We start from the raw sequence: 24896 nt of genomic DNA on the forward strand, positions 1-24896 counted from the left end.
CGCCGGGCGGGAGGCGCGTGGCAGTGTGAGGGTATGGCGGTACGAGAGGGAACACACGAACTCGGGCCGGACGACGGGCGGCTGCTGATCAGGACGGGCCGGAGCGGCCTCGGCCGCCGCGCGGGCCACGACCTCACCATCGAGGCCACCCGCTGGACGGCGGAGGTCGAGGCCCGCGAGCCCCTGTCAGCGTCGTCGGTCGCGGTGACCGTCGAGGTGGACGGCCTGGAGGTCAAGGACGGGTCCGGCGGCGTGAAGCCGCTGACCGACCAGGACCGCGCGGAGATCGGGAAGAACCTCCGCTCGGTGCTGGACGTCCGGCGGTATCCGCGCATCACGTTCGCGTCCACCCGGATCGACGACGCCGGGGAGCGGATCGAGGGCGACCTGACGATCATGGGCCGGGTGAAACCCGTGCAGGTCAGCGCCGCCCTGGAGGGTGATGACCGGGTGCGGGGCGGGGTGGCCGTCCAGCAGTCGCGGTGGGGGATCAAGCCGTACTCGGCGTTCTTCGGCGCGCTCAGGCTGGCCGACGACGTCGAGGTCGAGTTCGACGTCCGCCTTCCGGGCTAGCGTCGGGCGCGGGCGGCGCGCGTGAACTGGTCGTCCAGGCTGCGCGGGAAGGGCAGCATGCGGTGCATGTCCCGCCAGGGCGCGAACTGCCGGACGGCGTTGAACCCCGCCGCCGTGACGACGCGCTCCACGTTCGGCCCCGGCGCGCACGCGGGATACACGTCCAGGTGCGCGATCCGGGCGGGAAGCCAGGCGGGCCGCACCGGCGACACCAGCGTCATCGGCGGCCGGACCCGTTCGGCGGACGCCATGTCCAGCGCGTAGGCGAGGAGTTCCCGCGTCTCCGCGTCGGGCCCGCTGTGCACGATGAGCCACCCGGCGACGTCGACCGGCTCCGCCGGGGGATCGGCCAGAGTCAGCGGCGTGACCTCCGCCGAGACGCGGCGCAGGTAGGCGTCATGGGCGGGGTCCAGCTCCTCCAGGACGAACGTCCGGTCGAAGCGCGGCGGGACGGCGGGCAGCAGCGGCGCGTAGGCGTCCCAGCGCAGCAGCCGCGCCAGATGCGTGACCCGCGCGCTGGGCGGGGCCGCGGCGTCCAGCCCGCCCTTCAACCCGGCCGGGAAGGCGTCGACGATCACCTCGCGGACGTCGCCGGGCAGGTCGGCGCCGGGGCGCACGACCCGCCAGCCGCCGGTGACGCGCGGGTCGGCCGCGAACGGCGAGTCCGTCACGGCGGTGACGGGGCCGTCCAGCCGGAGCGTGCGCAGCGCCGCCCGGAGCCGGGTCAGATGCCCGAGGCCGTCGCCGGACACATGGCAGACGATCACCGCGCCGCGTCGAGGGCATCGAGGACGCCGAGGTACCCGGCGGTCTCGGCGGCCGGGGTGAAGTCGCGGCGGATCCGTTCCGCGCCCGCCGTGCCGAGCTTCGCCAGCTCGGCGGCGTCCGCGCGGGCGGCGCGGTCGATCGCGGCCCGGCAGGCGTGCGCGTCCCCGGCGGGGAACGTGAAGCCGATGTCGTCGTCGGCGAGGTCGGCGAGCCCGCCCGCGTCCGAGGCGAGCAGCGGGACGCCGAGCGCCGCCGCCTCCAGCGCGACGTTCGGCATCCCGTCGTAGAAGGACGGCAGCGCGACCAGGTCGCAGCTCGCGTAGACGGCGGGGAGGTCGTAGCGGTCCAGGAACGGCAGGAACGAGTGCGGGACGTCGGCGCCGCGCGCGGCGAGCCACTCCGTCACCTGCTCCTCGACCTCGCCGACGAGCAGCAGGTGGAAGTCGTCCGCGCGGCGGGACGCGGCGAGCGCGTCCAGGAGGAAGCCGACGCCCTTCTTCACCTTGAGCTGCCCGATGATCCCGATCGTGCGGCGGCCCTCGCGGACGTGCTCGTCCCGCCACGCGCGGGCGCGCTCACGCTCGGACGGCAGGACCTGCCACTGCGCCGTGTCCACGCTGTTCGCGACGAACGCGACCGGGACGCCCGGAGCGAGCGCGGCGACCAGCGGCGCGTGCGAGCGGGCGACGACGCACACCCGCGACGAGGCGCGCAGCGCGTCCGCCAGCACCCCGCGCCGCCGCATCGAGAAGGCGCCGACGTCGATGTCGTTGCCTCGTAGCAGCGTCACGAGCGGCGCGTCCAGCAGCGCGGCGAGGACGGGCGCGGCGAGCGTCGCGTACACGCCGCCGAACGCGACGACATGGGTGTAGCCGGTGAGGTTCTCGGCGGTGATCGTCGTCCAGAGGCGGCGCAGGGCGTGCTCGGAGTCGTCGCCGAGCGGGGCGGTGACCAGCCGTCCGCCGTGCTCGCGGGTGACGCCCCACGGGCGGGCGCGGCGGGTCAGGTGCGCGACGTCGACCTCGACCCCGGCGCCGCGCAGGCCCCGCACGATCCGGTCGCAGGACTGCGCCATGCCGCCCCGGCTCGGCGGGTAGTGCCCGGTGATCCACAGGACCCGGTGCATCAGCTGTCCACGAAGCCGGTGTCGTCGTCCGATCCCCAGTCGCCGCCCTGCGCGTAGTCGTCGCCGGGGTTGAACGCGCCCCGGTCGTACTGGTCGAACGACGAGTACCAGGCGGCGTCCTGGTAGGCGTGCGAGCTGCTCTGGTAGTAGTGCCGCCGCCGGCCGCGCGCCCAGGCCGGGTCGTGCGGGTCCTGCGAGCCGTAGCCCTGCGCGGCCAGGCACTCCGGGCAGACGCCGGACGGCGCGGCGTGCTCGGCGCAGACGGGCCGCCCGCACTGCCCGCAGGAGGCGGCGGCCTGCCGTCCGCAGCGTCCGAGGACGAAGAAGCCGGTGGTCACGGTGCAGCGGTTCACGTGGTCCTCCTCGCGGCCGTGCCCGGCGGCGTCCACCGGAACGGCTCCGTCGACACCTGCAGGATGCGGTCGATCGCCCGGTCGACGAGCGGCTCGCGGAACTTGCCGCTGGCCCGGACGACCAGCCGGCCGCCCTGCTTGACCTGCACCCGGACCGAGGCGGGCGGCGGCGTCCCGGGACGCCGGACGGCCGCGTCCTTGGCGAACCGCCGCGTCACCTGGACGAGCTGCACGGTCTTCCGCTTCGTCTTGATCTTGACCTTGCCGCTGGAGCCGCGCTGGCGCCGCCTGCGGAACCGCACCCGGTCGGTGACCGCGAGTTCGAGCACGCTGCCGTCCCGCAGTTCGGCCCGCATCCGGAGCCACGGGTCCAGCGCGTACCACTGGTGCATCCCGAGGACCGGCGGCCGGACGGGCATCTCGACCTCCGGCCCCTTCTTCTCCGGCAGCTCGGCGCCGCGCATGTCCGCCGCGACGGACAGCACCCCGTCCGGCGGCATGTCGGACGCGAGGATCCGCAGCATCGGCACCAGCGCGCCCGGGACGCGCTCGTCCAGCCGCCACTTGCGCCGCCGGATCTCGGTCGTGTGCCGGGCGAGGCTCTGGATCACCGGCTCCCAGTCGTCCCGCCGCAGCGAGACCGTGAAGCCCTTCTCCAGGGTGAGCGCCCGGTGCAGCGGATGGAACCGCTGGATGGCGGCCTTCTGCTTACGCCAGAACATGACGAACCACCTATCGCTCTCGGTCCGGAGGCGTGCTCGTGTCGTGCACCGTGTCGTAGACCGCGGCCAGCTCGGCGCGCGACCGCGCCCAGGTCAGGTCCGCCGCGATGTGCGCCCGGCCGCGCCGTCCCATCGCGGCGGCCTCGGCCGGGTACTCCAGCAGGACGCGGACGGCCCGCGCCAGCTCCGCCGGGCGGTCGGCCGGGACGAGCCGCCCGTGCTCCCCGTCCGCCATCAGCTCGCGGACCGCCGGAAGGTCGGACGCCACGACCGGCACCCCGGCGGCCATCGACTCGATGACCTTCAGCGGCGCGCAGCCCTGGTCGAGGTTGCGGGCGCAGCCGGTCAGCGGCGCCACCGACACCTCGGCGTGCGCGAGCCACGCGGCGACCTCGTGGTGCGGCAGCGTGAACCGCCAGTCGACCCGGTCGGCGACCCCGATCCGCTCGGCCGCGCGGCGCAGCGGCTTCGCCCGCCGCTCCGGGACCGACGCGCACACGACGAGCCGCAGGTCCGGCAGGTCGGCGAGCCGCGCGAACGCGCGCAGCAGGACGTCGAGGCCCTGCCAGGGCTGGAGCGCGCCGACGTAGACGAGGTAGCGCTCGGGCGCGTCCGGCGGGCGCTGCGACGGCTGCGGGACGTCCGCCCCGTTCGGGACGAGGTGGACCTTCGCGTCCGGCACCCCGAGGCCGCGGACCGCCGCGCCGATCACCCGCGACGGGACGACGACCGCGTCGCTGCGCTCCAGGCAGTGCCGCTCCAGCTCGCGGACCTTGGCGAGCGTGGACGGCGCCGCCCACGGCCAGGTGTGCGCCATCTCGATCGACGGCAGCCCGTTGACCTCGTAGACGACCTTGTGGCGGCGCCTGCGGCGGGGGCCGTCCGCGACGGCGGGCAGCGCGCTCCACGGGTCGCGGACGTGGCAGACCTCCAGCGTGTCGAGATGCGGCTCCAGATGGCCCGCGACCCACGCGGAGAACGCCTCGGCCCGGTCGATCAGGTTCGGCACCGGCTCGTCGAAGCGGGCGATCTCGCGCGTCCCCTCGCGCTGGTAGCGGGGCAGGTCGCCGCCGCCGATCGCGCAGAGCAGCCCGCCGTCGAAGCGGGCGAAGAGCTCGTCCGCCATCTGCGCGATGTGGACCGCCGACCCCTTGCTGGACGGGAACCGGTCGAACGCGACGTAGGCGGCGCGATGCCGCATCATCCGACCCGCACCCCCTCGTCGGCGCTGTCCACCCGTGGAGGACGGCCGCTGCTGAGCGCGCGGTGCCAGGCGATCTGGTCGGCGAGGCCGTCCGCGAGGCCGGTGGCGGCCGTCCAGCCGAGGAGGCGGCGGGCGCGTCCGGTGTCGGCCCAGGTGCGGGCGGCGTCCCCGGCGACCGGGGTCTCCCGCCGAATCTCGGCGCGGACGCCGAGCAGGCCGGTGAGCGTCCCGATGGCGGCGCGGAGCGTGACCGGCTCGTGGTGGCCGACGTTGACCGCGACGCCGGGCGGCAGGTCCGCGGCCGCCGCGAGGAGCGTCGCGGACACGACGTCGCCGACGTGCGTGAACGCCCGCGAGCTGCGGCCGTCGCCGAACACCGGCAGCGGACGGCCGTCGAGCGCTGCCTCCGCGAACCGGTGGAACGCCATGTCGGGCCGCTGCCGGGGGCCGTAGACGGAGAAGTATCTGAGCAGGACGGTCCGGAGCCCGTCCCGCGCGGCGTCCCGGGCGAGGCGCTCCACCTCGACCTTGCTGGCCGCGTACGGGCTCGCCGGATCGAGGGGGTCGTCCTCGCGGTTCGGCCGCCCGCCCGCCGACCCGTAGACCGACGAGCTGGACGCGACGACCACCTTCGGCCGGAGCCCCGCCGGGCGGTCCGCGCACGCCGCGAGGAGCCGCCGGGTCGCGACGACGTTGTCCCGCCAGGCCGCCGCCCGGCCCTCGCCCCACGAGCAGCGCACACCGGGACGTCCGGCGAGGTGGACGACGACGTCGGCGGCGGCGACGGCGTCCAGGTCGTCTGTCGCCAGGTCGAGTTCGGCGGCGGCGACGCCGGGCCGCGACGCCGTCCCGGCCCACGTCCGCCGCGCCGTCTCCGGCGCGAGGGACCGTTCCGGCGCGTCGACGGCGAGCACCTCGTGCCCCGCGCCCGACAGCGCGTCGACCACATGGCTTCCGATGAACCCCGCCGCCCCAGTAACAACCACCCGCACCCGGGGCACCTTATCCGGATCGGCACATCCTGGACAGGGACACGAGTCCCTGATCAGCCGGTATGCGGCTCCGTCGCGTCCCAGTCGCGCTGGGACCGCGTGACGTGCGCCAGGGCGGCCTTGAACGTCCGGAAGACGTCGTCGCCGAGGTCGTCGCGGTGGCGGTCCTCGATCCCGGCGAGGATGGCGCGGGCCTTGCCGATCTCGTCCAGGCCGTCGTCGGTCGGGACGACGAGCTTGGCGCGCCGGTCCTTCGGGTCAGCCTCGCGCCGGACGTAGCCGAGCCGTTCGAGCTCGTCCACGATGACGGTCACGATCTGCTTGTGCTGCCCGGAGCGCCGCGCCAGCTCGGTCGCCCGCGCGCCGGTCGGCGGCAGGATGGCGAGCACCGTGCCGTGCCGCGGGCGCACGTCGGGGTGGCCCTGCTCGGCGAGGCGGGTGAACAGCTCGTCCTGGAGGGCGCGTCCCAGCCGTCCGATCAGCAGTCCGAGGTCCGGTTCCTGTTCGGCGTCGGCCATGGCGGCCTCCCGGTATTGGTCAGAGTTATTGACTTTCTAACTTCATGACCATACCGGGAGGCCGCTCGGCACCGGCTCAGCGGGGGCGGACTACGCGGGTCTCGTCCCAGACGGGCTCCGCCGACTCGTAGACGGAGCCGTCCGAGCCGAAGACCAGGCAGCGGTCGAAGGCGCGGGCGAACCAGCGGTCGTGGGTCACCGCGAGGACCGTCCCCTCGTACGACTCCAGCCCTTCCTGAAGGGCCTCGGCGCTGGCGAGGTCGAGGTTGTCGGTCGGCTCGTCGAGGAGCAGGAGGGTGGCGCCGCCCAATTCCAGGAGAAGGATCTGGAGGCGCGCCTGCTGCCCGCCCGAAAGCGTCTCGAACGGCTGCTCGGCGCAATGCTGCATTTCGTAGCGGGCGAGCGCGTTCATCGCGTCGTTGCGGAGCCGGGCGTGCTCGGTCATGACGATTTCGCAGGGCGTCCGCCCGGCGAGGTCGGGACGCGCGTGGGTCTGCGCGAAAAGGCCGGGGACGACCCGCGCGCCGAGCCGGGCCGTGCCCGTGAACGCGACCGGGGACGCGGGTGCCGCGCCCCTCGGCAGCGTTTCCGCGATGGCCGTGAGAAGGCGCAGGAAATGCGATTTCCCCGACCCGTTCGAGCCGAGCACCGCGACCCGCTCGCCGAACCAGACCTCGGCGTCGAACGGCTTCATCAGCCCCGTCAGTTCGAGGTTCTCGCAGATCACCGACCGTTTCCCGGTGCGTCCGCCGCGCAGCCGCAGCTTGAGGTTCTGGTCGCGCGGCGGGACCTCCGGCGGCCCCGCCTCCTCGAACTTGCGCAGCCGCGTCTGAGCCGCGCGGTACCGGGAGGCGAAACCGTCGTTGACCGTCGCCTTGGTGCGGAGCATGTTGACGAGTTCCTTGAGTTTCGCGTGTTCCTCGTCCCAGCGGCGGCGCAGTTCTTCGAGGCGCTCGTTCCGGTCGCGGCGCGCGGCGGCATAGGTGGAGAAACCGCCGCCGTGAATCCACACGTGCCCCGCCTCGACCGTGACGATGCGCTCCGCCGACCGGTCGAGCAGTTCCCGGTCGTGCGACACCAGCAGAACGGTCTTGGACGTTTCCCGCAGCCGGTCTTCGAGCCACCGCTTTCCGGGGACGTCGAGATAGTTGTCGGGCTCGTCCAGCAGAAGGACCTCGTCGGGGCCGCGAAGCAGCGCCTCCAGCGCGAGCCGCTTCTGCTCGCCGCCGGACAGGGTGCGCACCTCGCGCCACCGGCACGACTCGTACGGGACGCCGAGCGCCGCGACGCAGCAGGCGTCCCAGAGCACCTCGATCTCGTAGCCGCCGGCGTCGCCCCAGCCCGCGAGGGCCGTCGCGTAGCGCATCTGGGCGGGCTCGTCGTCGCGCTCCATCATGACCAGCTCGGCGGCCTCGACGGCGGCCGCCGCCTCCCGCACCCTCGGCGGCGCGACCGACAGCAGCAGGTCGTGGACGGACGAGTCGTCCCGCATCCCGCCGATGAACTGCCGCATCACACCGAGGCCGCCGCTGTGCGCGACGGTCCCCTCCTGCGGCGGCGCATCCCCGGCGATCAGGCGCAGCAGAGTCGTCTTTCCAGCTCCGTTGGGGCCGACCAGCGCTGCCACCAGACCGTCCCCGACGCGGAACGACACGTCGTCCAGCAGGACGCGGCCGTCCGGCAGCGTGTGGCGGACGTGCCCGACCTCGACGTGTCCCATGGTCGTCGAGTCTCGGAAAGGCGAACCGGCCGCGTCAAACCAATTACGGGGCGGCCAGCGCCCGCACGCGCCCCACGACGGCGTCCAGGGCGATCTTCTCGGTGTCGCCCGTGGCGCGGGTCGTGACCTCCGCGACCCCCTCCGCCAGCCCGCGCCGCCCGATCGTGACGCGGAACGGGATGCCGGTCAGCTCCACGTCGCGGAACTTCACCCCGGCGCGCTCGGCCCGGTCGTCGATCACCGTCTCGACGCCCGCCGCCCGGAGGCCCGCGTAGACGTCCTCGGCCGCCTCGGTGACCTCCGCGTCGTCGGACTGCGCGACCACCACCGCGACCTGGAACGGCGCCACCGACAGCGGCCACACGATGCCGCGCTCGTCGTTGTGGGTCTCGACGATCGCGGCCATCGCCCGCTCGATCCCGATCCCGTAGCTGCCCATGATCACCGGGACGCGGCGGCCGTCCGGGTCGAGCACCTCCACGCCGAGCGCGCGGGCGTACCTGTCGCCGAGCTTGAAGATGTGCCCGACCTCGATGGCCCGCTGGATCTCCAGCCGCTCACCGCACCGCACGCACCGCTCGCCGGACGCGACCTCGCGCAGGTCCGCCCAGCGGCCCACCTCGATGTCGCGTTCGACGTCCACGCCGCGCAGGTGCGTGTCGTCGGCGTTCGCGCCGGTGAACATGTCGCGGCGGCCGCGCAGCGCCTCGTCCGCGATCACCGGGAGGGACACCCCGACCGCACCCAGGCTGCCGGGCAGCGCGCCCAGCGCGGCCTGGATCTCGTCCGGCTCGGCGGCGCGGATCTCGGCGGTGCCGGTCGCGTCCACGAGCTTCTGCTCGTTGAGCGGGTGGTCGCCGCGCAGCAGGACGAGCGTGAGCGCCCCGTCCAGCACGTAGACGAGCGTCTTGACCTGCCGGTCGCCCGGAGCGTCGTAGGCCAGCAGATCTTCGATGGTGCGCACGCCGGGCGTGTCGAAACGCTCGGGCGCGGGCAGGCCGGGCCCATCGGACGCGGCGGGCAGCACCGAGGTCGCCCGCTCGATGTTCGCCGCGTAACCGCAGTTCGGGCAGTGGACGACGAAGTCCTCCCCGACCTCGGACGGGCACATGAACTCGGTCGAGCCGGAGCCGCCCATCGTCCCGCTGGAAGCGTCGCACGGCAGCGCCGGGACCCCGAGCCGCTCGAAGATCCGCGTGTAGGCGCCGTGGTAGGCGTCGAACGAGGCGTCCAGCCCGGGACGGTCGAGGTCGAAGCTGTAGGCGTCCTTCATCGTGAACTCGCGGGTGCGCATGAGGCCGCCCTTGGGGCGCGGCTCGTCCCGGAACTTCGTCTGGAACTGGTACCACTGCTGCGGGAGCCGCCGGTAGGAGCTCAGCTCGCGGGCGACCGTCGCGAAGATCTCCTCGTGCGTCATGCCGAGCGCGTGGTCGGCGCCGCGCCGGTCCTTGAGCCGGAACATCTCCTGGCCCATCAGGTCCCAGCGGCCGGACCGCCGCCACGGCTCCGCCGGGTGCATGGCGGGCAGCAGCATCTCCTGCGCGCCGATCGCGTCCATCTCCTCCCGGACGATCTGGATGATCTTCGCCCGGACCCGCACCGCCAGCGGCAGCAGGGAGTAGTGCCCGGCGGTGAGCTGCCTCACGTACCCGGCGCGGAGCAGCAGCCGGTGGCTCGGCGCGTCCGCCTCCGCCGGGTCGTCGCGGAGCGTGGGCGCGAACATCTGGGACCAGCGCATCCCGAGAGGGTAGCGAAGCGCCGACCAGCGATCCGTCAGAGAACGCGACCCGTCAGGGAAAGCGTGATGACCAGGTGCCGCCGGTCAGTACCCTTGTTTGCCGTGAGTCGAGAAGGTGTGACGCCGCAGAGCGAGGATTTCTCAGCCTGGTACAACGAGCTGGTCGTGCAGGCGCAGCTCGTCGACCGCGGCCCGGTGCGCGGCACGATGGTCATCCGCCCGTACGGCTACCGGGTGTGGGAGCTGCTCCAGGCCGACCTGGACCGGCGGATCAAGGACGCGGGGCACGACAACGCCTCCTTCCCGCTGCTGATCCCGGAGTCCTACCTCAAGCGCGAGGCCGAGCACGTCGAGGGCTTCTCCCCGGAGCTCGCCGTCGTGACGCACGCGGGCGGCAAGGAGCTCGAGGAGCCGCTGGTCGTGCGGCCGACGTCCGAGACGATCATCGGCGAGTACATGGCCAAGTGGATCGACTCGCACCGCGACCTGCCGCTGCTGCTGAACCAGTGGGCGAACGTGATCCGCTGGGAGATGCGGCCCCGCCTCTTCCTGCGGACGACGGAGTTCCTCTGGCAGGAGGGCCACACCGCGCACGCCGACGAGGACGACGCGATGCGCGAGACGATGTGGGCCCTGGACGCCTACGCGGGCGTGTCGCGCGAACTCGCCGCCATCCCCGTCGTCGCGGGGGAGAAGACGCCCGGCGAGCGGTTCGCGGGCGCCGTCCGCACGTACACGATCGAGGGCATGATGCGGGACGGCCGCGCCCTCCAGAACGGCACATCGCACTACCTCGGCACCAACTTCGCCAAGGCGTTCGAGATCCAGTACCAGGACGAGGCGGGCAAGCTGACGCTCGCGCACACCACGTCCTGGGGCATGACCACCCGCATGATCGGCGCCGTGATCATGACGCACGGCGACGACAAGGGGCTCGTCCTGCCGCCGCGGCTCGCGCCCTACCAGGTCGTGATCGTCCCGATCGGGCGCAAGGAGCAGGGCGAGCAGGCCGCCGCCGAGGCCCGCAAGCTCGGCGCGGCGATCAAGTCGATGGGCATCCGCGTCCACGTCGACGACAACCGCCCGCAGCTCTCCCCGGGGTTCAAGTTCAACGAGTGGGAGATGCGCGGCGTCCCCGTCCGGATCGAGCTGGGCAAGCGCGACATCGAGGCCGGGGTCGGCACGCTCGTGCGGCGGCTGCCGACGGTCGAGGGGCAGGGCAAGGAGCAGGTCCCGCTGGAGAAGCTGCCCGAGCTGCTGCCCGGCATCCTCGCCGACTTCCAGTCGTTCCTGCTGGCCAGGGCCGAGGCGTTCCGCGAGGAGCACACCGCGGCCGTGGCGGGCTGGGACGAGTTCGTCGCGCAGGTCGCGTCCGGCTGGGCGCGCGCGCTCCACTGCGGCGAGACGGCCTGCGAGGACGACATCAAGGCCGAGACCGCCGCGACGCCCCGGGTCATCCCGGCCGACGCGCCGGAGGAGACGGGCGTGTGCGTGAAGTGCGGCCGCCCGTCCGCCTACGGCAAGCGCGTCATCTTCGGCCGCGCCTACTGAGCTTCACCCGGGCCCGGCCCAAGGGCCCCTGACCGGACGGTCAGGGGCTCTGCCCGTCGGCGGTGCGGCGGCGGTGCGCCCTCAGCCGCGTCAGGTACGGCTGGACGAACCACGTCCACCCGCACAGCGCCAGAACGGCCGCCGCCGTGAGGGCCGTCCAGGCCGCCTCGTCCTCCAGCGACTCGACGATCAGCGTCGTCGCCGCGGTGATCGACACGGTGAGCGCGAACGCGCCGACGATCCCGAACCGGTTCGCGCGCTTGATCAGCAGCGCCTTCTGCCCGAGCCGGAACAGGATCCGGTGCTGGAACACGGGCGCGATGAAGCAGATCGACGCGACCGCCGCGCCGAACAGCGCGACGTAGAACATCGGGCGGCCGGTGGAGTCGACCTTGGAGAAACTGGCGGAGAACGGCACGGTCAGCAGGAACGCGAACAGCACCTGCACACCGGTGACCGCGACGCGGAACCCCTGCAGAAGCTCCATCAGCTGCCGGTCGAGACGCTCGTGCTCGGTCTCGTTGCGAGGCTTGTCGGCGGAATCGGCGCTCATGGACGCGATCTACCCCGCACAGCGGGCGACAGTCCGCTATGTCAGTGATGTCCAACTCAATTGGACGGCCGTCTCAGGTGAGCGACGGGGCCTCCACGCGCAGCGCGAGCATCGACACGTCGTCGCGCAGGTCGCCGTCGCAGAAGTCGAGCAGCGCCTGCTCCACCCCGGCGAGCATCCCCTCCGGCGTGTCGCCCGCGTGCGCGGCGAGGGCCTCCAGCAGCCGCTCCTGGCCGAACTCCTGCCGCAGCATGTCGCACGCTTCCAGGACGCCGTCCGAATGCAGGACGAGCGTGTCGCCCGGACTCAGCTCGACCGTGTCGACGCCGGGCTCGAAGTCCTCGAACAGGCCGAGCGGGACGCCGCCGCGCGACGCGGACCTGATCATCCCGTCCGCGCGGACCACGACCGCCGGGGGATGGCCCGCCGTGCCCAGCGAGACGACCACCCGGTCCGGCTCCAGCGACAGCCCGGCCATCACGGCGGTGACGAACCGGTCCTCGTCGAGGAGGGCCTCGTTCACCATGCCGAGGACCTCCGCCGGACGCGACCTCCACCGGGACGCGAGCCGGGCGCAGTGCCGCGCCGTCGACGTCACGGCCGCCGCGTCCTCGCCCTTGCCGCACACGTCGCCGAGGATCAGGCCCCAGCCGTCCTCGGTGCGGAACACGTCGTAGAAGTCGCCGCCGACCTCCGAGCCGTGCGTCGCCGTCAGGTACTTCGCGGCGACCCGCACGCCCGGGATCACCGGCAGCGACTTCGGCAGCAGCCCCGCCTGCAGCGTCTCGGCCACCTCGGCGCGCCGCCGGTACAGCCGCGCCGCCCGGATCACGAGCGCCAGGTACCGGCCGAGCCGCTGCACGACGCCGAGGTCCATGAGGTCGAACGGGCCGTACTCGCCGCTCGCCGCCAGCGTGATCGTGCCGAGGGAGCGGTCGCCGTCCTCGATCGGGACGCTCAGCACCGACGTCACGCCGATCTTCCCGCAGATGGGCTGGCCGTCCGGGCACACGCCGAGCACGTCGAGGTTCTCCAGGTGCGGGCGCAGCGCGCTCTGCCGGGTGGCGTACACGGTGTGCGGCAGCGTGTTCTCGGCGGGCTGGACCTCCTCCAGCATCCGCGCCGCCTCCACCGAGTGCTCGTCCTCCGGGCCCATCACGACCTGGCGGCGCAGCGCGGGCGTCCCGCCCGCGCCGGGGCCGGACGCCGACGGGCCGCCGTTCGGGCCGGTCAGGTCGATGAACGCCCAGTCGGCCAGCTCCGCGGCGAGCAGCCGCGCGCAGCGCCGCACCGCCACCGTCTCGTTGAAGACCGGCTCGTCGAGGAGCAGCTCGCTGGCGGTGGCGAGGACGTCCATCCGGTGGACGATCGTCGCGACCGCCTCGTCGTCCGGCGGCGCCGCGGCCGGGGCGGCCTTGCCCGGCGCCGCCTCCGCCCGCGCGGCCTCCGCCCGCGCCGACGCCGCCGCCGGACGGCCCTTCGCCTGCTTCACCGTGACCGGCCCCGTCGGCGGCTCGTCCGGCGTGGGGTTCAGCGGCCCGGCCGCCACGACGACCATCGGGTCGGGCTCGCCGCGGATCCACACCCGGGCCAGCGTCACGACCGCGTCCACCGGCCGGTCGCGGCCGAGGAAGCGGACCTGGACGCGGCGGCGGCGCCCCGTCCGGACCACCGCCGCCAGCTGCGACCGCACCGCCGCGCGGGTCGCCATGTCGCAGAACGCCGTGAACTGCTTGCCCGACACGTACCCGGCGGACGTGCCGAGCAGCGACGCGGCCTGCCGGTTCGCCCGCCGCACGCTGGTGCTCCGGTCCAGCAGGAACAGCGGGACGGGAGCGTCCTGGAAGACGGTCCGCAGCACCCGCCGCTCGGTCTCCGCCGCGGCCGACCCGCCCTGCTCGCCGGCGTGCTCGGAGCCCATCGTCCGCAGCACGGTCAGCGCCAGCTCGAGCTCGACCAGGGCCGCGTCCAGCGTGGCGCGCAGGTCGGGCTCCGGCACCCCGGCGGCCTGGCGCAGCTCGCCGATGCGGCCTTCGAGATCCGAGATCTCCCGCAGCAGGGTCTCGGGTTCGAGCTGGTCGGGCTGATCGCGCATCCGGTCTCCCTCTCGTCCGCGCCGCATGATGGAACCAGGGCGGCCCCTCGTCCGGGCCCGGCCGGACGGGGCCACGATCGTCGGAACCACGACCGTCGGAGCCGCTCCACGCGTTCTGGTTCGCAGCTTATGCGCAGCGTCGGCATGCGCCTAGCTTCATGATCTAGGGAAGGCCCTGATCGCCGACGATACGCTGGGCGAGCGCGGTGAGCTTCACATGACGTGTCTGTGAGATGCGGCGCATCTCGGCGAACGCCTCGTCGGCGTCGCATCCGAGCGCGTGCATCAGGATGCCCTTCGCCTGGTCGACGACGGCCCGCGCCTCCACCGCCTCCTGGAGCTGCATCGCCGTCCGGTGCACGTCGTCGTACTGCTGGGTGTTCGACACCGCCGCGCTGCCCTGCGCGAGCAGCAGCGACGCCAGCGCGTGCCGCCCGTCGCCGAGCGACTTCGGCGTCACCCCGTACAGCGTCAGCGTGACGAGGACCGGCGGGTTCAGGTGCGGGGACGTCGTGAAACAGCGCACCCCGCGGCGCAGCATGTCCGCCATCGCGTCCGGCCAGCGCGTCTCGCCGAGGATGTCGTCGGACGACAGCGGACGCCGGTCGAGCACCACGTCGAAGACCGGCCCGCGGCCGCGGGCCAGCTGCCGGTCGGTCACCTCCGCCAGATCCGGATGGCTCGCCGCCGCCGCGAGCGGCTCCGGCCTGATCTCCACCGCCCCCGCCGCCGGGGACGCCGAGTCCGGCGTCGCGCTCTGCGGCGGGACGTGCGGCACGTCGTGCGCCGGATCGGTCGGCAGGCCCGGCAGCTCCGGCAGCGCCCACCGCACGCTCGCCGCGCCCGCGCACCCCGGCACCACCCGCGCCGCCAGCTCCGTCACCCGGTGCAGGGTGCCGACGTCGGACGACTCCCCGACCATTCCGAGCCGCGCGATCTCCAGCGCGAGCTGGTCGGTCAGGACGACTTCGCTGGACTTCACCCCTCTGAGATTAGCCTCCCCGGCGGGCTGCGGGACCGGCGGCGCCTGGCCGTCGCCCCGTCCGTGGTGCCGCTGGTCACGCTGGTTCATATCGCCCTGATCCACACCGCCGCCCCGTGGTTCGGCACCATCGTTTTCGGCTAGTTGTTCGGCGGGGCCTTGCTGATGGCCGACAGCGGGCCGCGCTGCCCGTCCACGACCGCCAGGTCGCCGATGCACAGGATCCCGATCGGGCGGTGCTCGGCGTCCACGACCGGCAGCCGCCGGACGGCCTGCTCGGCCATCAACCGCGCCGCGGTCCCCGTGTCGTCGTCCGGATGGAGGATGGTCAGATCCGCCGTGCACACGTCCCCGAGGGGCGTTCGCGAAGCGTCGCGGCTCTCCGCGACCCCGCGGACCACGATGTCGCGATCGGTGACCACGCCGCACAACCGCCCCGCGAACGTCACCAGGACATCGCCGATGCCCTCGTCCCGCATCATCCGGGCGGCCTCGTAGAGAGTCGCGTCGAGCGGCAGTGTCAGCGGCTGCGCCGTCATCACGTCGCTGACCCTAGGTGGCATCGCGCGCACATCCTTCCAGTTCCCGGCTGCTCGCGTTCGCCCGTGTCCGCTCTACCCTATTTATTGCCTTGCACTCCTCCTTCGGGCCCGGGGGCCCTCCATCGTCGTGCAAGGCGTGCGATCGCTGCATCGCTTCGGCTCGCCTTGCGGCTCGCTTCGCGATCAGGTTCTCGCTTCGCTCGAACCTGCCTTCGGACGCGATCGCGACGATTTCGGCTGTTGCGGGGTGCTGTGGTGGCTGAGGTTGTTGCGGATCGTTGTCTTACTGACGGTAGTTGCGCGGCTGCGGCTTGTTGGGGAAATGAAAGATCCCGCAGCGCGGGGTGACTGCGGGATCTTTCGGCTGGCGGGGAGTTACGCGGCTAGGACGTGGGCTGCTCGGTGGGCGGCCAGGGACTCGCGTAGCTGCTTGCGGCCTCGGTGCAGGCGGGACATCACGGTGCCTATGGGGGTGCCCATCATTTCCGCGATCTCCTTGTACGGGTAGCCCTCCACGTCGGCCAGGTAGACGGCGTCGCGGAAGTCCTTCGGGAGGGCGCGCAGGGCGCTGACGACCTCGGAGTCGGGGATGCGGTCCAGGGCCTCGGACTCGGCGGAGCGGAAGCCGGACGAGTGCGCCTCGGCCTGCGCGATCTGCCACTCCTCGAGCTCCTCCGAGCCCGCGCGCTGGGGCTCGCGCTGCTTCTTGCGGTAGGTGTTGATGAAGTTGTTGGTGAGGATGCGGTGCAGCCACGCCTTGAGGTTCGTGCCCTCCTGGAACTGGTGGAAGTTCACGTAGGCCTTGGCCAGGGTCTCCTGGACGAGGTCCTCGGCGTCGGCGGAGTTGCGGGTCATCCGGACGGCGCTGGCGTACAGCGGGTCCGCGAGCGGCAGGACGTCGCGCTCGTAGCGCCGCGCGCTGTCGACGGTCGCGGGGGCCTTCGCCCGGCGGACGGGCGTGTTCACAGCGGTCATCGTCGCTCCCCGTAGGTAGAGGCCCTGGTGGCGGGCCGGTTGCTGGCGCGTGTTCGGGGGCACGCGCGGACCGGGCGGGCGAACCGCCCTCCGTAATGTGGTACGTGCCACCGTTCCCGACGGGTTCGGATGGGCCGCTGGCCTCGTGCGGAGGGGCGGCCGGGAGTCCGCGTGGATCGGCTTTCGCCAGGGCGACCCCGGTTCACGGGACGTCGCGGGCCTTGCGCGATCGGATCGCTTCCACCCGTCGGTGGTCTTCGTCAGGTAAGACGCACGGGAGGGGCCGAAAGGTTGCGCGCGGTCACGTGTCGTCCATCACATCCGGTCGCGTTTTGCTCGTACCGGTGCTGAACCGGCGATATAGGGGGCCCCCGGGAGCCCCGCCGGCTCCCGGGGACCGGTCGGTCAGTCGATCAGGTGCCCCAGCGCCCTCGCCACCAGCGTCCGCTGGTCGGCGGGCGCCGCCTGCTCTATGCCGAAGCCGAGCAGGACGGTGTTCTCGGTCGCGACCGACGAGACGGAGTCGATCAGCGCCTGGGAGCGGGCGAACTCGGTGGGGTTACCGGGGCTGCCGGGCGGCGCGGGCTGGACCGTCCAGGGGCCGAGGCCGCTTTCGAAGCCCTCGGCGTCGACGGTCCCGGAGGTCGTGGTGACCTTGGTGTCGTCGATGAACAGGCCGGTTCCGCCGCTGCCGGGGTCGCTCACGTAGGCGATGGAGACCTCGACCTTCTTGCCCGCGTACGCGGACAGGTCGTACGCGACCGGGACCCAGCCGTTGGAGTTGCCGGTGATGGCGTTCCACTGGCCGGACGATCCGGTGTTGCCGCAGGGGTTGCCCCTGGTGAGGTAGTGGCCGAGGAACGGATGCATGTCGAGGAGGTAGCCCTGCTCGCACTGTTCCGGGACGGCCGTGCTCGTCCTCCCGTTCTTGTCGGGCAGCGTCGTCCAGTCCTCGGAGCCGGCGGTGTGTGCTTCGAGGATGACGTTGTCGAAGCCCGTCTCCGTGCTGTAGGAGAGCTGGGCCTGGAGGGTCGGCGCCTGCGCGGCCGTGATCGAGGACAGGTCGATCGTCCTTGTCAGGCGGCGGTAGAGGCCGTCCTGGTGCGGGCCCGCGACGTAGTACTGGCCCTCGACGGGCTCGGTGGGCGCCGCCGCGCCCGCGTAGTCGCCCGCCTTCCAGCTGGTGAACTGCGGGAACTGGGCCTTGGGCAGGACGGTCGAGGTCACCTGGAACCCGCCCGCCTCGTTCACCGGGTTGCTCGGCGTCCCGGTGAGCTTGGCCGTGACGCCGTCGAACGGCGCCTTGTCCCCGGTGAACGCCGTCGGCGCGCCCACGCGCTGCCTGTCGTACGCGCCCAGGTAGTACTGGAAGAAGTCGTCCGACAGGAGTTCGCAGTCGTCGCGGAAGTTGCCCTTGACGACGCACGGCTTCTCAGGGTGCCCCTTGAGGCCGTAGTAGATGCCCCCTCCGTTCAGGCGGCTGACGGGGCCGTAATACCCGGTCGTCTCGCCCGCGTGGAGGAGTTTGCCGCCTTCGTTCAGGTACGACCGGACGGACAGCAGCAGGTCCTTCTCCCGGTCCGCCACCTGTGAGTCGGGCTGGTTGCCCAGGTAGGTCTTGACCGGGTCGTCGGCGGCGTCCTGGGTGAGGCGGTTGTCGCCCAGGTACCAGACGACGGCCTTGAAGTGCTTCAGGACGCCGAGGTCGTGCGGGACGCCGTCCTTGTCGATGTCCCAGACCAGCGGACGGTGCTTGGCGGCCTTGACCAGGTCGGCGTACTGCTGCGCGTAGCGGGGCTGGTTCGTCCCGGGCGGATAGGTCGGGTTGACGCCGGTGTAGTCCTCGTCGGCGATCACCAGGACGTCTGCCTTGTTCTGATCGCGGACCGTGTAGGTGAAGTGCTTGCTCTCGACGTTCTTGTGGCCCTTCTCGCCGGTGAACCACACTTCGACCTTGTCGCCGGGCTTCTGCCGCTCGATCCTGCCGCGGTACTCGGCGTAGTAGACGTTGTTCTCGTCGCCGAAGCGCTCGCCGCCGCGCCATTCGCGGACGTCTTCGGTGCGCGTACGGCCGCCGTTGACCCGGTACTTCAGCTCCTTGTCGCCGAGCGAACGGCGGATCACCGAGGCGACCTGCTGCGACGAGCCGTAGGACGTGGTGAAACCGTCCGTCTCGAAGTCGGGGGCGGTGCGTCCGACGGCGGAGACGGGCTCGTCCGGCTTCTGCGCCGACTTCCCGACCGACAGCGCGAACGGCAGGTTCTTCTGGAACTCCTTCGAGATCAGCGTCTCGTCGTCCGGGAACTCGAAGTCGCTGGCGCAGTCGCCGGGCTCCCACTGGTCGTTCGGGTCGGAGCGGGCGGCGGTCGCGCACGTCGCCATCTCCGGCGTGATCGACAGGGCGCCGTAGACGTTGTCGGCCAGGCCGTCGGTGTCGCCGTTGGTCGTGTAGAGCTGCGCGCCCAGCTCGGGCGTGTAGCCGGGGACGGCCGCGTGGTCGATGTCGCCGAGCAGCGCGTCGTGGATCACGTCGTCCGGGCTGCGGGTCAGGGCCTGCCAGCCGACGCCGTGCAGCAGCAGCTCGGCCGCCGAGTGGTAGTTGACCAGGTAGGACGGGCGGAGCTTCTTGTAGAGCCCCACCTGCGCTTGCGTCTCGGGCTCGGAGCCCGCCCCCTTGCCCCGGTAGGTCTGGTTGGCGGGCTGGTCGGACGAGCCCTCGTTGTCGTAGCCCCACCTGTAGGGGAAGTTGCGGTTGAGGTCGACGCCGTCCGCTCCGGTGATCTGGCCGTCGCCGTTGTTGTCGCGGGCGTTCTTGCGCCAGAGGCGGAAGCCGTCCTGGAAGGTCAGGTCGTAGCCGTCGACGTTGACGACGGGGACGAACCACAGCTCGGTCGTGTCGACGATCTTCGTCGTCTCGGGGTTCGTGCCGTACCCCTCGACGTAGTAGTGGAGCAGGCGCCGCACCATCTCCGGAGTGATCCACTCGCGGGCGTGCTGGGCGGCCTGGTAGACGACGACCGGGCGCTTGCGGTTGCCGCGGACGTCCTTGGTGACCTTGACGGCGGTGATCGGCTTGCCCTGGAGGGACGTCCCGATGTCGACCGCGGTGGCGATGGACGGGTGGTCGGCGGCGACCTTGACCAGCTCGTCGTGGATGTTCCCGGCGCCCGAGTAGGGGCGGAATACCTTCGGGGCGGGGGCGGCCAGCGCGCGCTGCCGCGCGTCCTTGCCGCCGACCCTCTTCACCGTCAGGCCGAGGCCCTGCCGGTTGAGAGCGGTGGCCTGGGCCTGGCTCAGCACGGCCTCGACGTGGACGGTGTCCTTCTTGGCGCCCTTGGAGAGTTTGACGTCCTCGCGGTCGAGGCCGAGGCGGTCCAGCGTGCCGACCTGGGTGGAGGTCAGCTCGGCGGCGTAGACGTCCACGGCCGCGCCGGACGCCGGGGACGGCTTCGGTGCGGCCGCGGCGGGGGCCGCGTTGAACGCTCCGATCAGGAGCGCGGCGGCGGCGAGGACCGGGGTCAGTCTTCGGCGCCGGAACACAGTGCGCGACATCGCGCCTCCCTTGCAGGAGATCGACGTGGGGGCTGCGTGATCTTCTGCCGGGGGAGGAAAGGTGTCAATGGGCCTTTGGCGTACTAAGCCGCATTCGGTCATCCGGGCGTCGCGCGCGGTGAGCGGCGGTGTCCGGGAGCGGTCGCGGGGCCGCTCGCCCGGGGCCTAGCGGAGGTGGCCCGCCAGGACCGTCCGGACGAGCCGCGCCGCGAACTCCTCCGGCGCCGCGGGCAGCCGGGCGCCCGCCGCCACCGCGTCCGCGCCCGCCAGGCGGGTGAGGAAGGCGTGCTGCTGGCAGCCGCCGAGCAGGGCCGCGGCGAGGAACGGCGGGGCGGCGTCCGGGGACAGGCGGCCCGCCCGCTGCTCCGCCTCCAGGTACCCGATCAGCGCGGCGTGGCCCATCACCGGGCCGGCCGTCGGACCGCCGGGAGGGCCGCCGGGGGCGCCGTGCGGCGGGCTCGCGCCGTCCTGGCCACTCTCGGCCCCCGCGCGCGTCTTGGCCGCCGCGTCCGTCTGTGCTTGCCCGGATCGCGGTGGGGCCGGGTGGGCCGCGCGGGCCCGCGCCCTGGCGGGGCCGTCGTCGCGCAGCCAGGCGATCAGCTCGGGGTCGGCCAGCACGGGGCCGGTCATCGGCAGCAGCTCGCCGTAGAAGCGCACCATGTCGGACGCCAGCCGGACGAGGTTCTCCTCCACCGTGCCCTGCCCGGCGGACGCGAGCAGCGCCGCCATCGCGGCGCGGGCCGTCCCGGTGACCTCGCCGAGCGCCGCCGCGAACAGGGCGGTCTTGTTGGCGAAGTGGTTGTAGAGGCTGCCCTCGGAGACGCCCGCGCTGCGTGCGATCTCCTTGGTCGTCGCCGCGACGATCCCGCGGGCGCGGATCACCTCGACCGCCGCCGCCAGGATCCGGTCCCGCATCGACCCGGCCGCCGCCCTCGCCGTCGAGCCCGCCGCCACCCCGTCTCCCGTCGTTCGTCTCCTCGGCCGTTGCGCACAGGCCGCCTGCTCTGGACGTTAGCACGTCGCGCGATGGTGAGTGAGCGCTCACTCGGGAAGAGTTCCGCCGACCTTCAGCGCGGAATTCTTACACGAGGTAACGTCTCCTTTACTGCGAGTTGCCGGGAGCGTCTGCATCAGCTGCGCTCCCGGAAAGGGGGATCGCATGGTCATCACCGACCTGTTGGGTGTGGCGCGGATGGCCGCCCTCACGCTGAACGGGCGCGGACGCATCAACCACTGGGACGACGTCGCCGCCGAGCTGTTCGGCGTCGACCGCCTCCAGGCCGTCGGACGCTCGCCCGCGTCGCTCCTGCGGCTCCCGCCGGAGAACCGGGGCGCCTTCGAACCCGGGATCTTCGGCCACGTGTGGTGCGGCGCCTGCGCCGTCCCGCGGGTCGACACCGGGGAGCGCGCCGAGGTCGGCTGGTGGGTGTACCCGATCGACGGCGGTCCGGCCGAACCCGGCGGAACGGACGTCAGCGTCCTCGCGCTGGCCACCGACCTGCGCCGACTCCGCCGGGACGGCCCCTGGGTCACCACTGGCGACCTGCCCATCGAGCCGCCGGACGGCGCCGTCAGGCGGGAGGCCGGGGCGCGGTTGCTGCGCGTCGAGCCCGCGCTCGCGCCGCCGGGCCAGGCCCCGCGCGGCGGCGACGGGGCCGGTGACGACGGGACCGGCGGCGACGGGGCCGGTGACGACAGGGCCGGTGACGACGGGGACGCCGTGCCGTTCGCCGTCCGGCTGGCGGAGATGCTGGCCGCGATGGGCCCGGCCGCGTCCGAGCGGATCGCGACGCGGGTCGTCGGGCTCGGCCGCCCGGCCCTGTCCCTCGGGCTGACCATCCGGTTGCCGATCGTCCCGTGCGGCGGGGGAGAGCCGTCCGCCCCGCCGACTTCACCCGAACGGCTTTCGGAGCCCGGCCCCGCCCCGGCCGAGCCCCGGCCCGTCGCCGCCCCGCCCCGGCGCGCGACGCGGCGGCCCCGACCAGCACGCCCGCCCCGTAGTCCATGCCCGGATGCGCCGCATCCGCCCCCCGCCCCGATTCCGCGCCCTGAAAAGGGATTGGAGACGAAGGCCGTGAGGGAACCCCTGACCTACCTCGGCGAGGCCGGACAGCAGATCGGCAGCTCGCTCGACCACTTGCAGGCCGCCCGCGCGCTGGCGGAGGTGCTGGTGCCGCGGCTCGCCGACTTCGCCGCCGTCGAGCTGCTGGAGCGAGTCGTCGCCGACTCGGCGCCGCCGGTCGACGAGGTCGACGAGACTACGCAGATGCGCCGCGTCGCGGTCGTCCACAACGACGAGCCCGGCCGCTGGGACGCCGTCGTCCCCGAGGACGAGGCGCTGCTCCTCCCGCCGGGGACGCCGTTCGTCCAGGCCATGCGCACCGGACGCCCCGTGCACATCCCGCGCGTCGGGGCCGGCCGCGCCGAGGTCCTCGCCGCGTCGTTCGGCGGCCGCGACCTCGGGCCGCTGCTGACCGGGCGGGCGCTGCTGATCGTCCCGCTGATCGCGCGGGGCCGGGTGCTCGGCACGTTCGAGCTGGTCCGCAAGCCCGACCGGCCCGCGTTCGAGGAGTTCGACCTCGCCATGGTGGACGAGCTGGCCCGCCGCGCCGCGCTCTGCATCGACAACGGGCGGCTGTACCGGCGGGAGGTCCAGGTCGCCGAGGAGTTGCAGCGCAGCATGCTGCCCGACGACCCGCCGGACGTCGCGGGCGCGCGGGTCCGGTACCGGTACCGTCCCGCCGAGCAGGCCGCCCAGGTCGGCGGCGACTGGTTCGACGCGATCCCGCTGCCCGGCTGCCGCCTCGGCATCGTCGTCGGGGACGTGATGGGGCACGGCCTCACCTCCGCCGCGATCATGGGCCAGTTCCGCACCGCCGTGCGCGCCCTCGCCGGGGAGGACATGCGGCCCGCCCGGCTGCTCCGCCAGCTCGACGGCCTCGCCCGCCGCCTCGGCGAGGACTACCTCGCCACCTGCCTCTACGCGGTGTACGACCCGGTCGAGCGAGTGTGCACGTTCGCCAACGCCGGGCACGTCCCGCCGGTGCTGGTGTCGGCGATCGGCGACAGCCGCGTGCTGTCCGTCCCGCCCGGGGTGCCGATCGGGGTCGGCGGCGAGCCGTTCGAGGCGATGGAGATCGAGGTCGAGGACGGGTCGCAGCTCGTCCTCTGCACCGACGGCCTGCTCGAACGCCGCGACCGCGACATCGAGCAGGGCCTCGACGAGCTCCGCGGCCGCCTCACCGGGGCGACCTCCGACCTCGACCTCACCTGCGACTCCCTGCTCGACACGCTCGCCGCGGCCACCCCCGCCGACGACATCGCCATCGTCGCGGTCGGCTTCGACGGCATCCCGAAGGACGACGTCGGCGCCTGGGAGCTCGAACCCGTGCCGAGCACCGTCCCGTGGGTCCGCGCGCAGGCCGGGGCGAAGCTCGCCGAATGGGGCCTCGAACCGCTGATCGAGACCGTCCAACTGCTGGTCAGCGAGCTGGTCACGAACGCGCTCGTGCACGGCGCCGGGTCCATCGGGCTCCGCCTGATCAGGGGCATGACGCTGCTCTGCGAGGTCTACGACGACGGCGCCGACCTGCCCCGGCTGCGGCACGCCGACGCCACCGACGAGTCGGGACGCGGGCTCCAGCTCGTCAGCTTCCTGTCCGAACGCTGGGGGACGCACCGCGCGGAACGCGGGAAGGTGGTGTGGTTCGAGCACCGGCTGCCCGGCTGAGCGGTCGTCGTCCGAGTTGCGTTTGTTGCCCGGCTCGCGGTTATGTGAGGTAAATGTCCCGGCGGCGACAGTTAGTTTCCAACGGTCTCGTCCGCTCAGATCGAAGGTGACGGACGCTCATCGAGGCCGACGGGGGAACGAGGTTGGGTTCCAGTCTGACGCTGCCCGTGCCGGAGACGCTCTACGCCACCTACGCGCTGGCGCTGCCCGCGCCGATCTCCGACCCCGCGGTGCGGGCCAGGGACGAGGTGACGCGGCACACCGGGCCGCCGTTGCGCGAACTCGTCCTCGGGATGCTCGACAGCCCGATGCTGACCATCGACCAGCGTCCGGCGTCCGGGTTCCCGCCGCTGCCCCGCGACCTGCTCGCCGCCTACGGCGCCGCCGCTTCCGACCTCGCGGCGGTGGACGACGCCGCCCACCTCCTCGCCGTCCGCGCCGCCTTCCGCCCGGGCCGTCCACCCGCACACGAGTGGGCGGCCCGGGCCGTCGCGGGCGCCCTCGGCGCCGCCGTGGACGCCCCCGTGATCGACGCCTTCACCCCGCAGATCCTCGGCCGGGACCACCTCCGCCGCTCCCTGCCCGGCCCGGACGGCGCCGTCCGGCTCACCGACTGGATGCTCCTCCCGCACACGGCGGGCCCGCGCGGGTTCTTCTTCACCACCAAGGGCCTCGGCCGGTACGGGCTTCCCGAACTGCAGACGGAGGACGTCCCCGCCGACCTGGTCGAACCGTGGGGGCGGCTGCTCAACGGCCTCGCCCACCGCGTCCTCGACCTGTGGCTGAGCGCGCTGCACGCCGGCGCCCTGGTGGTGGACGTCCCGGAGGTCATCTCCGTCGGCCGCCGGGACATCGCCGCCGCCCAGGGGACGGACGACCCTGAGCACGGCGAGGTGTCCGTCCGGCTGCGCCTGGACAAGAACGCTTTGACCGTCCTGCCCGCCGGTGACGATCCGGCGGGGGGAAGGGAGCGTCAGAGGAATGGAGGAAAGCGGACCGTCCCCTCGGACGCCTCACCGCAAGAGACCGCCCCCGACAGCCTGGAGGCCCTGTGCACCGCCCTCTTCGGCACCCCCGAAGGCCGCCGTTGAAACTTGCCGATGATCTTGAAGTGAGCGCAGGATCGACATCGTGAGATACGGCCCGAGTGACCGTCCCAGCCCCGATGACCCCGGCCCCTCAGACCCCGGCCCCACGGACCC

At 73.1% G+C, this 24896-nt stretch carries 20 protein-coding genes; 4 read left to right on the plus strand and 16 right to left on the minus strand.

Going from position 1 to position 24896, the window contains the following annotated elements:
* Nucleotides 1-33: 33 nt before the first annotated feature.
* Nucleotides 34-573 (plus strand): YceI family protein, encoded by a 540-nt coding sequence (locus FXF65_RS20940; RefSeq protein WP_148351689.1) that lies wholly within the window; start codon nucleotides 34-36, stop codon nucleotides 571-573.
* Here the strand turns inward: FXF65_RS20940 and FXF65_RS20945 are convergent.
* The 9 genes from FXF65_RS20945 to FXF65_RS20985 all read right to left on the minus strand — a co-directional run bounded on the left by FXF65_RS20945 (nucleotide 570) and on the right by FXF65_RS20985 (nucleotide 9714).
* On the minus strand, nucleotides 570-1325 hold the full coding sequence (locus FXF65_RS20945) for a hypothetical protein (protein ID WP_246198981.1): 756 nt from the start codon (nucleotides 1323-1325) through the stop codon (nucleotides 570-572). The two genes, FXF65_RS20940 and FXF65_RS20945, sit on opposite strands and share 4 nt — an antisense overlap.
* An 11-nt stretch (nucleotides 1326-1336) precedes the next feature.
* Complete coding sequence (locus FXF65_RS20950; RefSeq protein ID WP_148351691.1) at nucleotides 1337-2467, minus strand: glycosyltransferase family 4 protein; 1131 nt, start codon at nucleotides 2465-2467, stop codon at nucleotides 1337-1339.
* Nucleotides 2467-2820: a hypothetical protein gene (locus FXF65_RS20955; protein WP_148351692.1), complete on the minus strand. Its 354-nt coding sequence runs from the start codon at nucleotides 2818-2820 to the stop codon at nucleotides 2467-2469. The genes FXF65_RS20950 and FXF65_RS20955 overlap by 1 nt, the downstream gene beginning before the upstream one ends.
* Nucleotides 2817-3542: a hypothetical protein gene (locus tag FXF65_RS20960; protein ID WP_148351693.1), complete on the minus strand. Its 726-nt coding sequence runs from the start codon at nucleotides 3540-3542 to the stop codon at nucleotides 2817-2819. Before FXF65_RS20960 ends, FXF65_RS20955 begins: the two co-directional genes overlap by 4 nt.
* A gap of 10 nt (nucleotides 3543-3552) precedes the next feature.
* Nucleotides 3553-4746 (minus strand): glycosyltransferase family 4 protein, encoded by a 1194-nt coding sequence (locus FXF65_RS20965; protein ID WP_246198982.1) that lies wholly within the window; start codon nucleotides 4744-4746, stop codon nucleotides 3553-3555.
* Nucleotides 4743-5738 (minus strand): NAD-dependent epimerase/dehydratase family protein, encoded by a 996-nt coding sequence (locus FXF65_RS20970; RefSeq protein WP_246198983.1) that lies wholly within the window; start codon nucleotides 5736-5738, stop codon nucleotides 4743-4745. Before FXF65_RS20970 ends, FXF65_RS20965 begins: the two co-directional genes overlap by 4 nt.
* Nucleotides 5739-5791: 53 nt before the next feature.
* Complete coding sequence (locus FXF65_RS20975) at nucleotides 5792-6256, minus strand: MarR family winged helix-turn-helix transcriptional regulator (RefSeq protein ID WP_148351694.1); 465 nt, start codon at nucleotides 6254-6256, stop codon at nucleotides 5792-5794.
* 76 nt (nucleotides 6257-6332) lie between these two features.
* Nucleotides 6333-7976, minus strand: a complete 1644-nt coding sequence (locus FXF65_RS20980) for an ABC-F family ATP-binding cassette domain-containing protein (protein WP_148351695.1) — start codon at nucleotides 7974-7976, stop codon at nucleotides 6333-6335.
* 43 nt (nucleotides 7977-8019) lie between these two features.
* Complete coding sequence (locus FXF65_RS20985) at nucleotides 8020-9714, minus strand: proline--tRNA ligase (RefSeq protein WP_148351696.1); 1695 nt, start codon at nucleotides 9712-9714, stop codon at nucleotides 8020-8022.
* A 102-nt stretch (nucleotides 9715-9816) separates the two neighbouring features.
* Here FXF65_RS20985 and proS point away from each other — a divergent pair, with 102 nt between their 5' ends.
* Nucleotides 9817-11265 carry a proline--tRNA ligase gene (gene proS, locus FXF65_RS20990; RefSeq protein WP_246198984.1) on the plus strand — a complete coding sequence of 483 codons (1449 nt, stop codon included), beginning with the start codon at nucleotides 9817-9819 and terminating at the stop codon, nucleotides 11263-11265.
* A 40-nt stretch (nucleotides 11266-11305) separates the two neighbouring features.
* Here the strand turns inward: proS and FXF65_RS20995 are convergent, their stop codons facing one another.
* The 7 genes from FXF65_RS20995 to FXF65_RS21025 form a co-directional block, all read right to left on the minus strand.
* On the minus strand, nucleotides 11306-11818 hold the full coding sequence (locus FXF65_RS20995) for a DUF6328 family protein (protein ID WP_148351697.1): 513 nt from the start codon (nucleotides 11816-11818) through the stop codon (nucleotides 11306-11308).
* Nucleotides 11819-11891: 73 nt separating this feature from the next.
* Nucleotides 11892-13913 carry a SpoIIE family protein phosphatase gene (locus tag FXF65_RS21000; protein WP_148351698.1) on the minus strand — a complete coding sequence of 674 codons (2022 nt, stop codon included), beginning with the start codon at nucleotides 13911-13913 and terminating at the stop codon, nucleotides 11892-11894.
* Nucleotides 13914-14076: 163 nt separating this feature from the next.
* Nucleotides 14077-14895 (minus strand): ANTAR domain-containing response regulator, encoded by an 819-nt coding sequence (locus FXF65_RS21005; RefSeq protein ID WP_246198985.1) that lies wholly within the window; start codon nucleotides 14893-14895, stop codon nucleotides 14077-14079.
* A gap of 140 nt (nucleotides 14896-15035) precedes the next feature.
* Nucleotides 15036-15458 carry a CBS domain-containing protein gene (locus FXF65_RS21010; protein ID WP_148351700.1) on the minus strand — a complete coding sequence of 141 codons (423 nt, stop codon included), beginning with the start codon at nucleotides 15456-15458 and terminating at the stop codon, nucleotides 15036-15038.
* Between the two features lie 354 nt (nucleotides 15459-15812).
* Nucleotides 15813-16412, minus strand: coding sequence for a sigma-70 family RNA polymerase sigma factor (locus tag FXF65_RS21015; RefSeq protein WP_148351701.1), 600 nt, complete (start codon nucleotides 16410-16412; stop codon nucleotides 15813-15815).
* A gap of 405 nt (nucleotides 16413-16817) precedes the next feature.
* Entirely contained in the window at nucleotides 16818-19964 is a 3147-nt protein-coding gene (locus FXF65_RS21020; RefSeq protein ID WP_148351702.1) for a M14 family metallopeptidase, read from the minus strand.
* Nucleotides 19965-20129: 165 nt separating this feature from the next.
* On the minus strand, nucleotides 20130-20918 hold the full coding sequence (locus FXF65_RS21025) for a TetR/AcrR family transcriptional regulator (protein WP_148351703.1): 789 nt from the start codon (nucleotides 20916-20918) through the stop codon (nucleotides 20130-20132).
* A 205-nt stretch (nucleotides 20919-21123) separates the two neighbouring features.
* Between FXF65_RS21025 and FXF65_RS21030 the strand changes: the two genes are divergently transcribed.
* Both FXF65_RS21030 and FXF65_RS21035 read left to right on the plus strand, forming a co-directional pair.
* Nucleotides 21124-23694 (plus strand): ATP-binding SpoIIE family protein phosphatase, encoded by a 2571-nt coding sequence (locus FXF65_RS21030; RefSeq protein WP_148351704.1) that lies wholly within the window; start codon nucleotides 21124-21126, stop codon nucleotides 23692-23694.
* 143 nt (nucleotides 23695-23837) lie between these two features.
* Nucleotides 23838-24785, plus strand: a complete 948-nt coding sequence (locus tag FXF65_RS21035) for a hypothetical protein (RefSeq protein WP_187412431.1) — start codon at nucleotides 23838-23840, stop codon at nucleotides 24783-24785.
* Nucleotides 24786-24896 lie beyond the last annotated feature (111 nt).

This window comes from Actinomadura syzygii (genome assembly GCF_008085905.1).
GTDB classification, from domain to species: domain Bacteria; phylum Actinomycetota; class Actinomycetes; order Streptosporangiales; family Streptosporangiaceae; genus Spirillospora; species Spirillospora syzygii.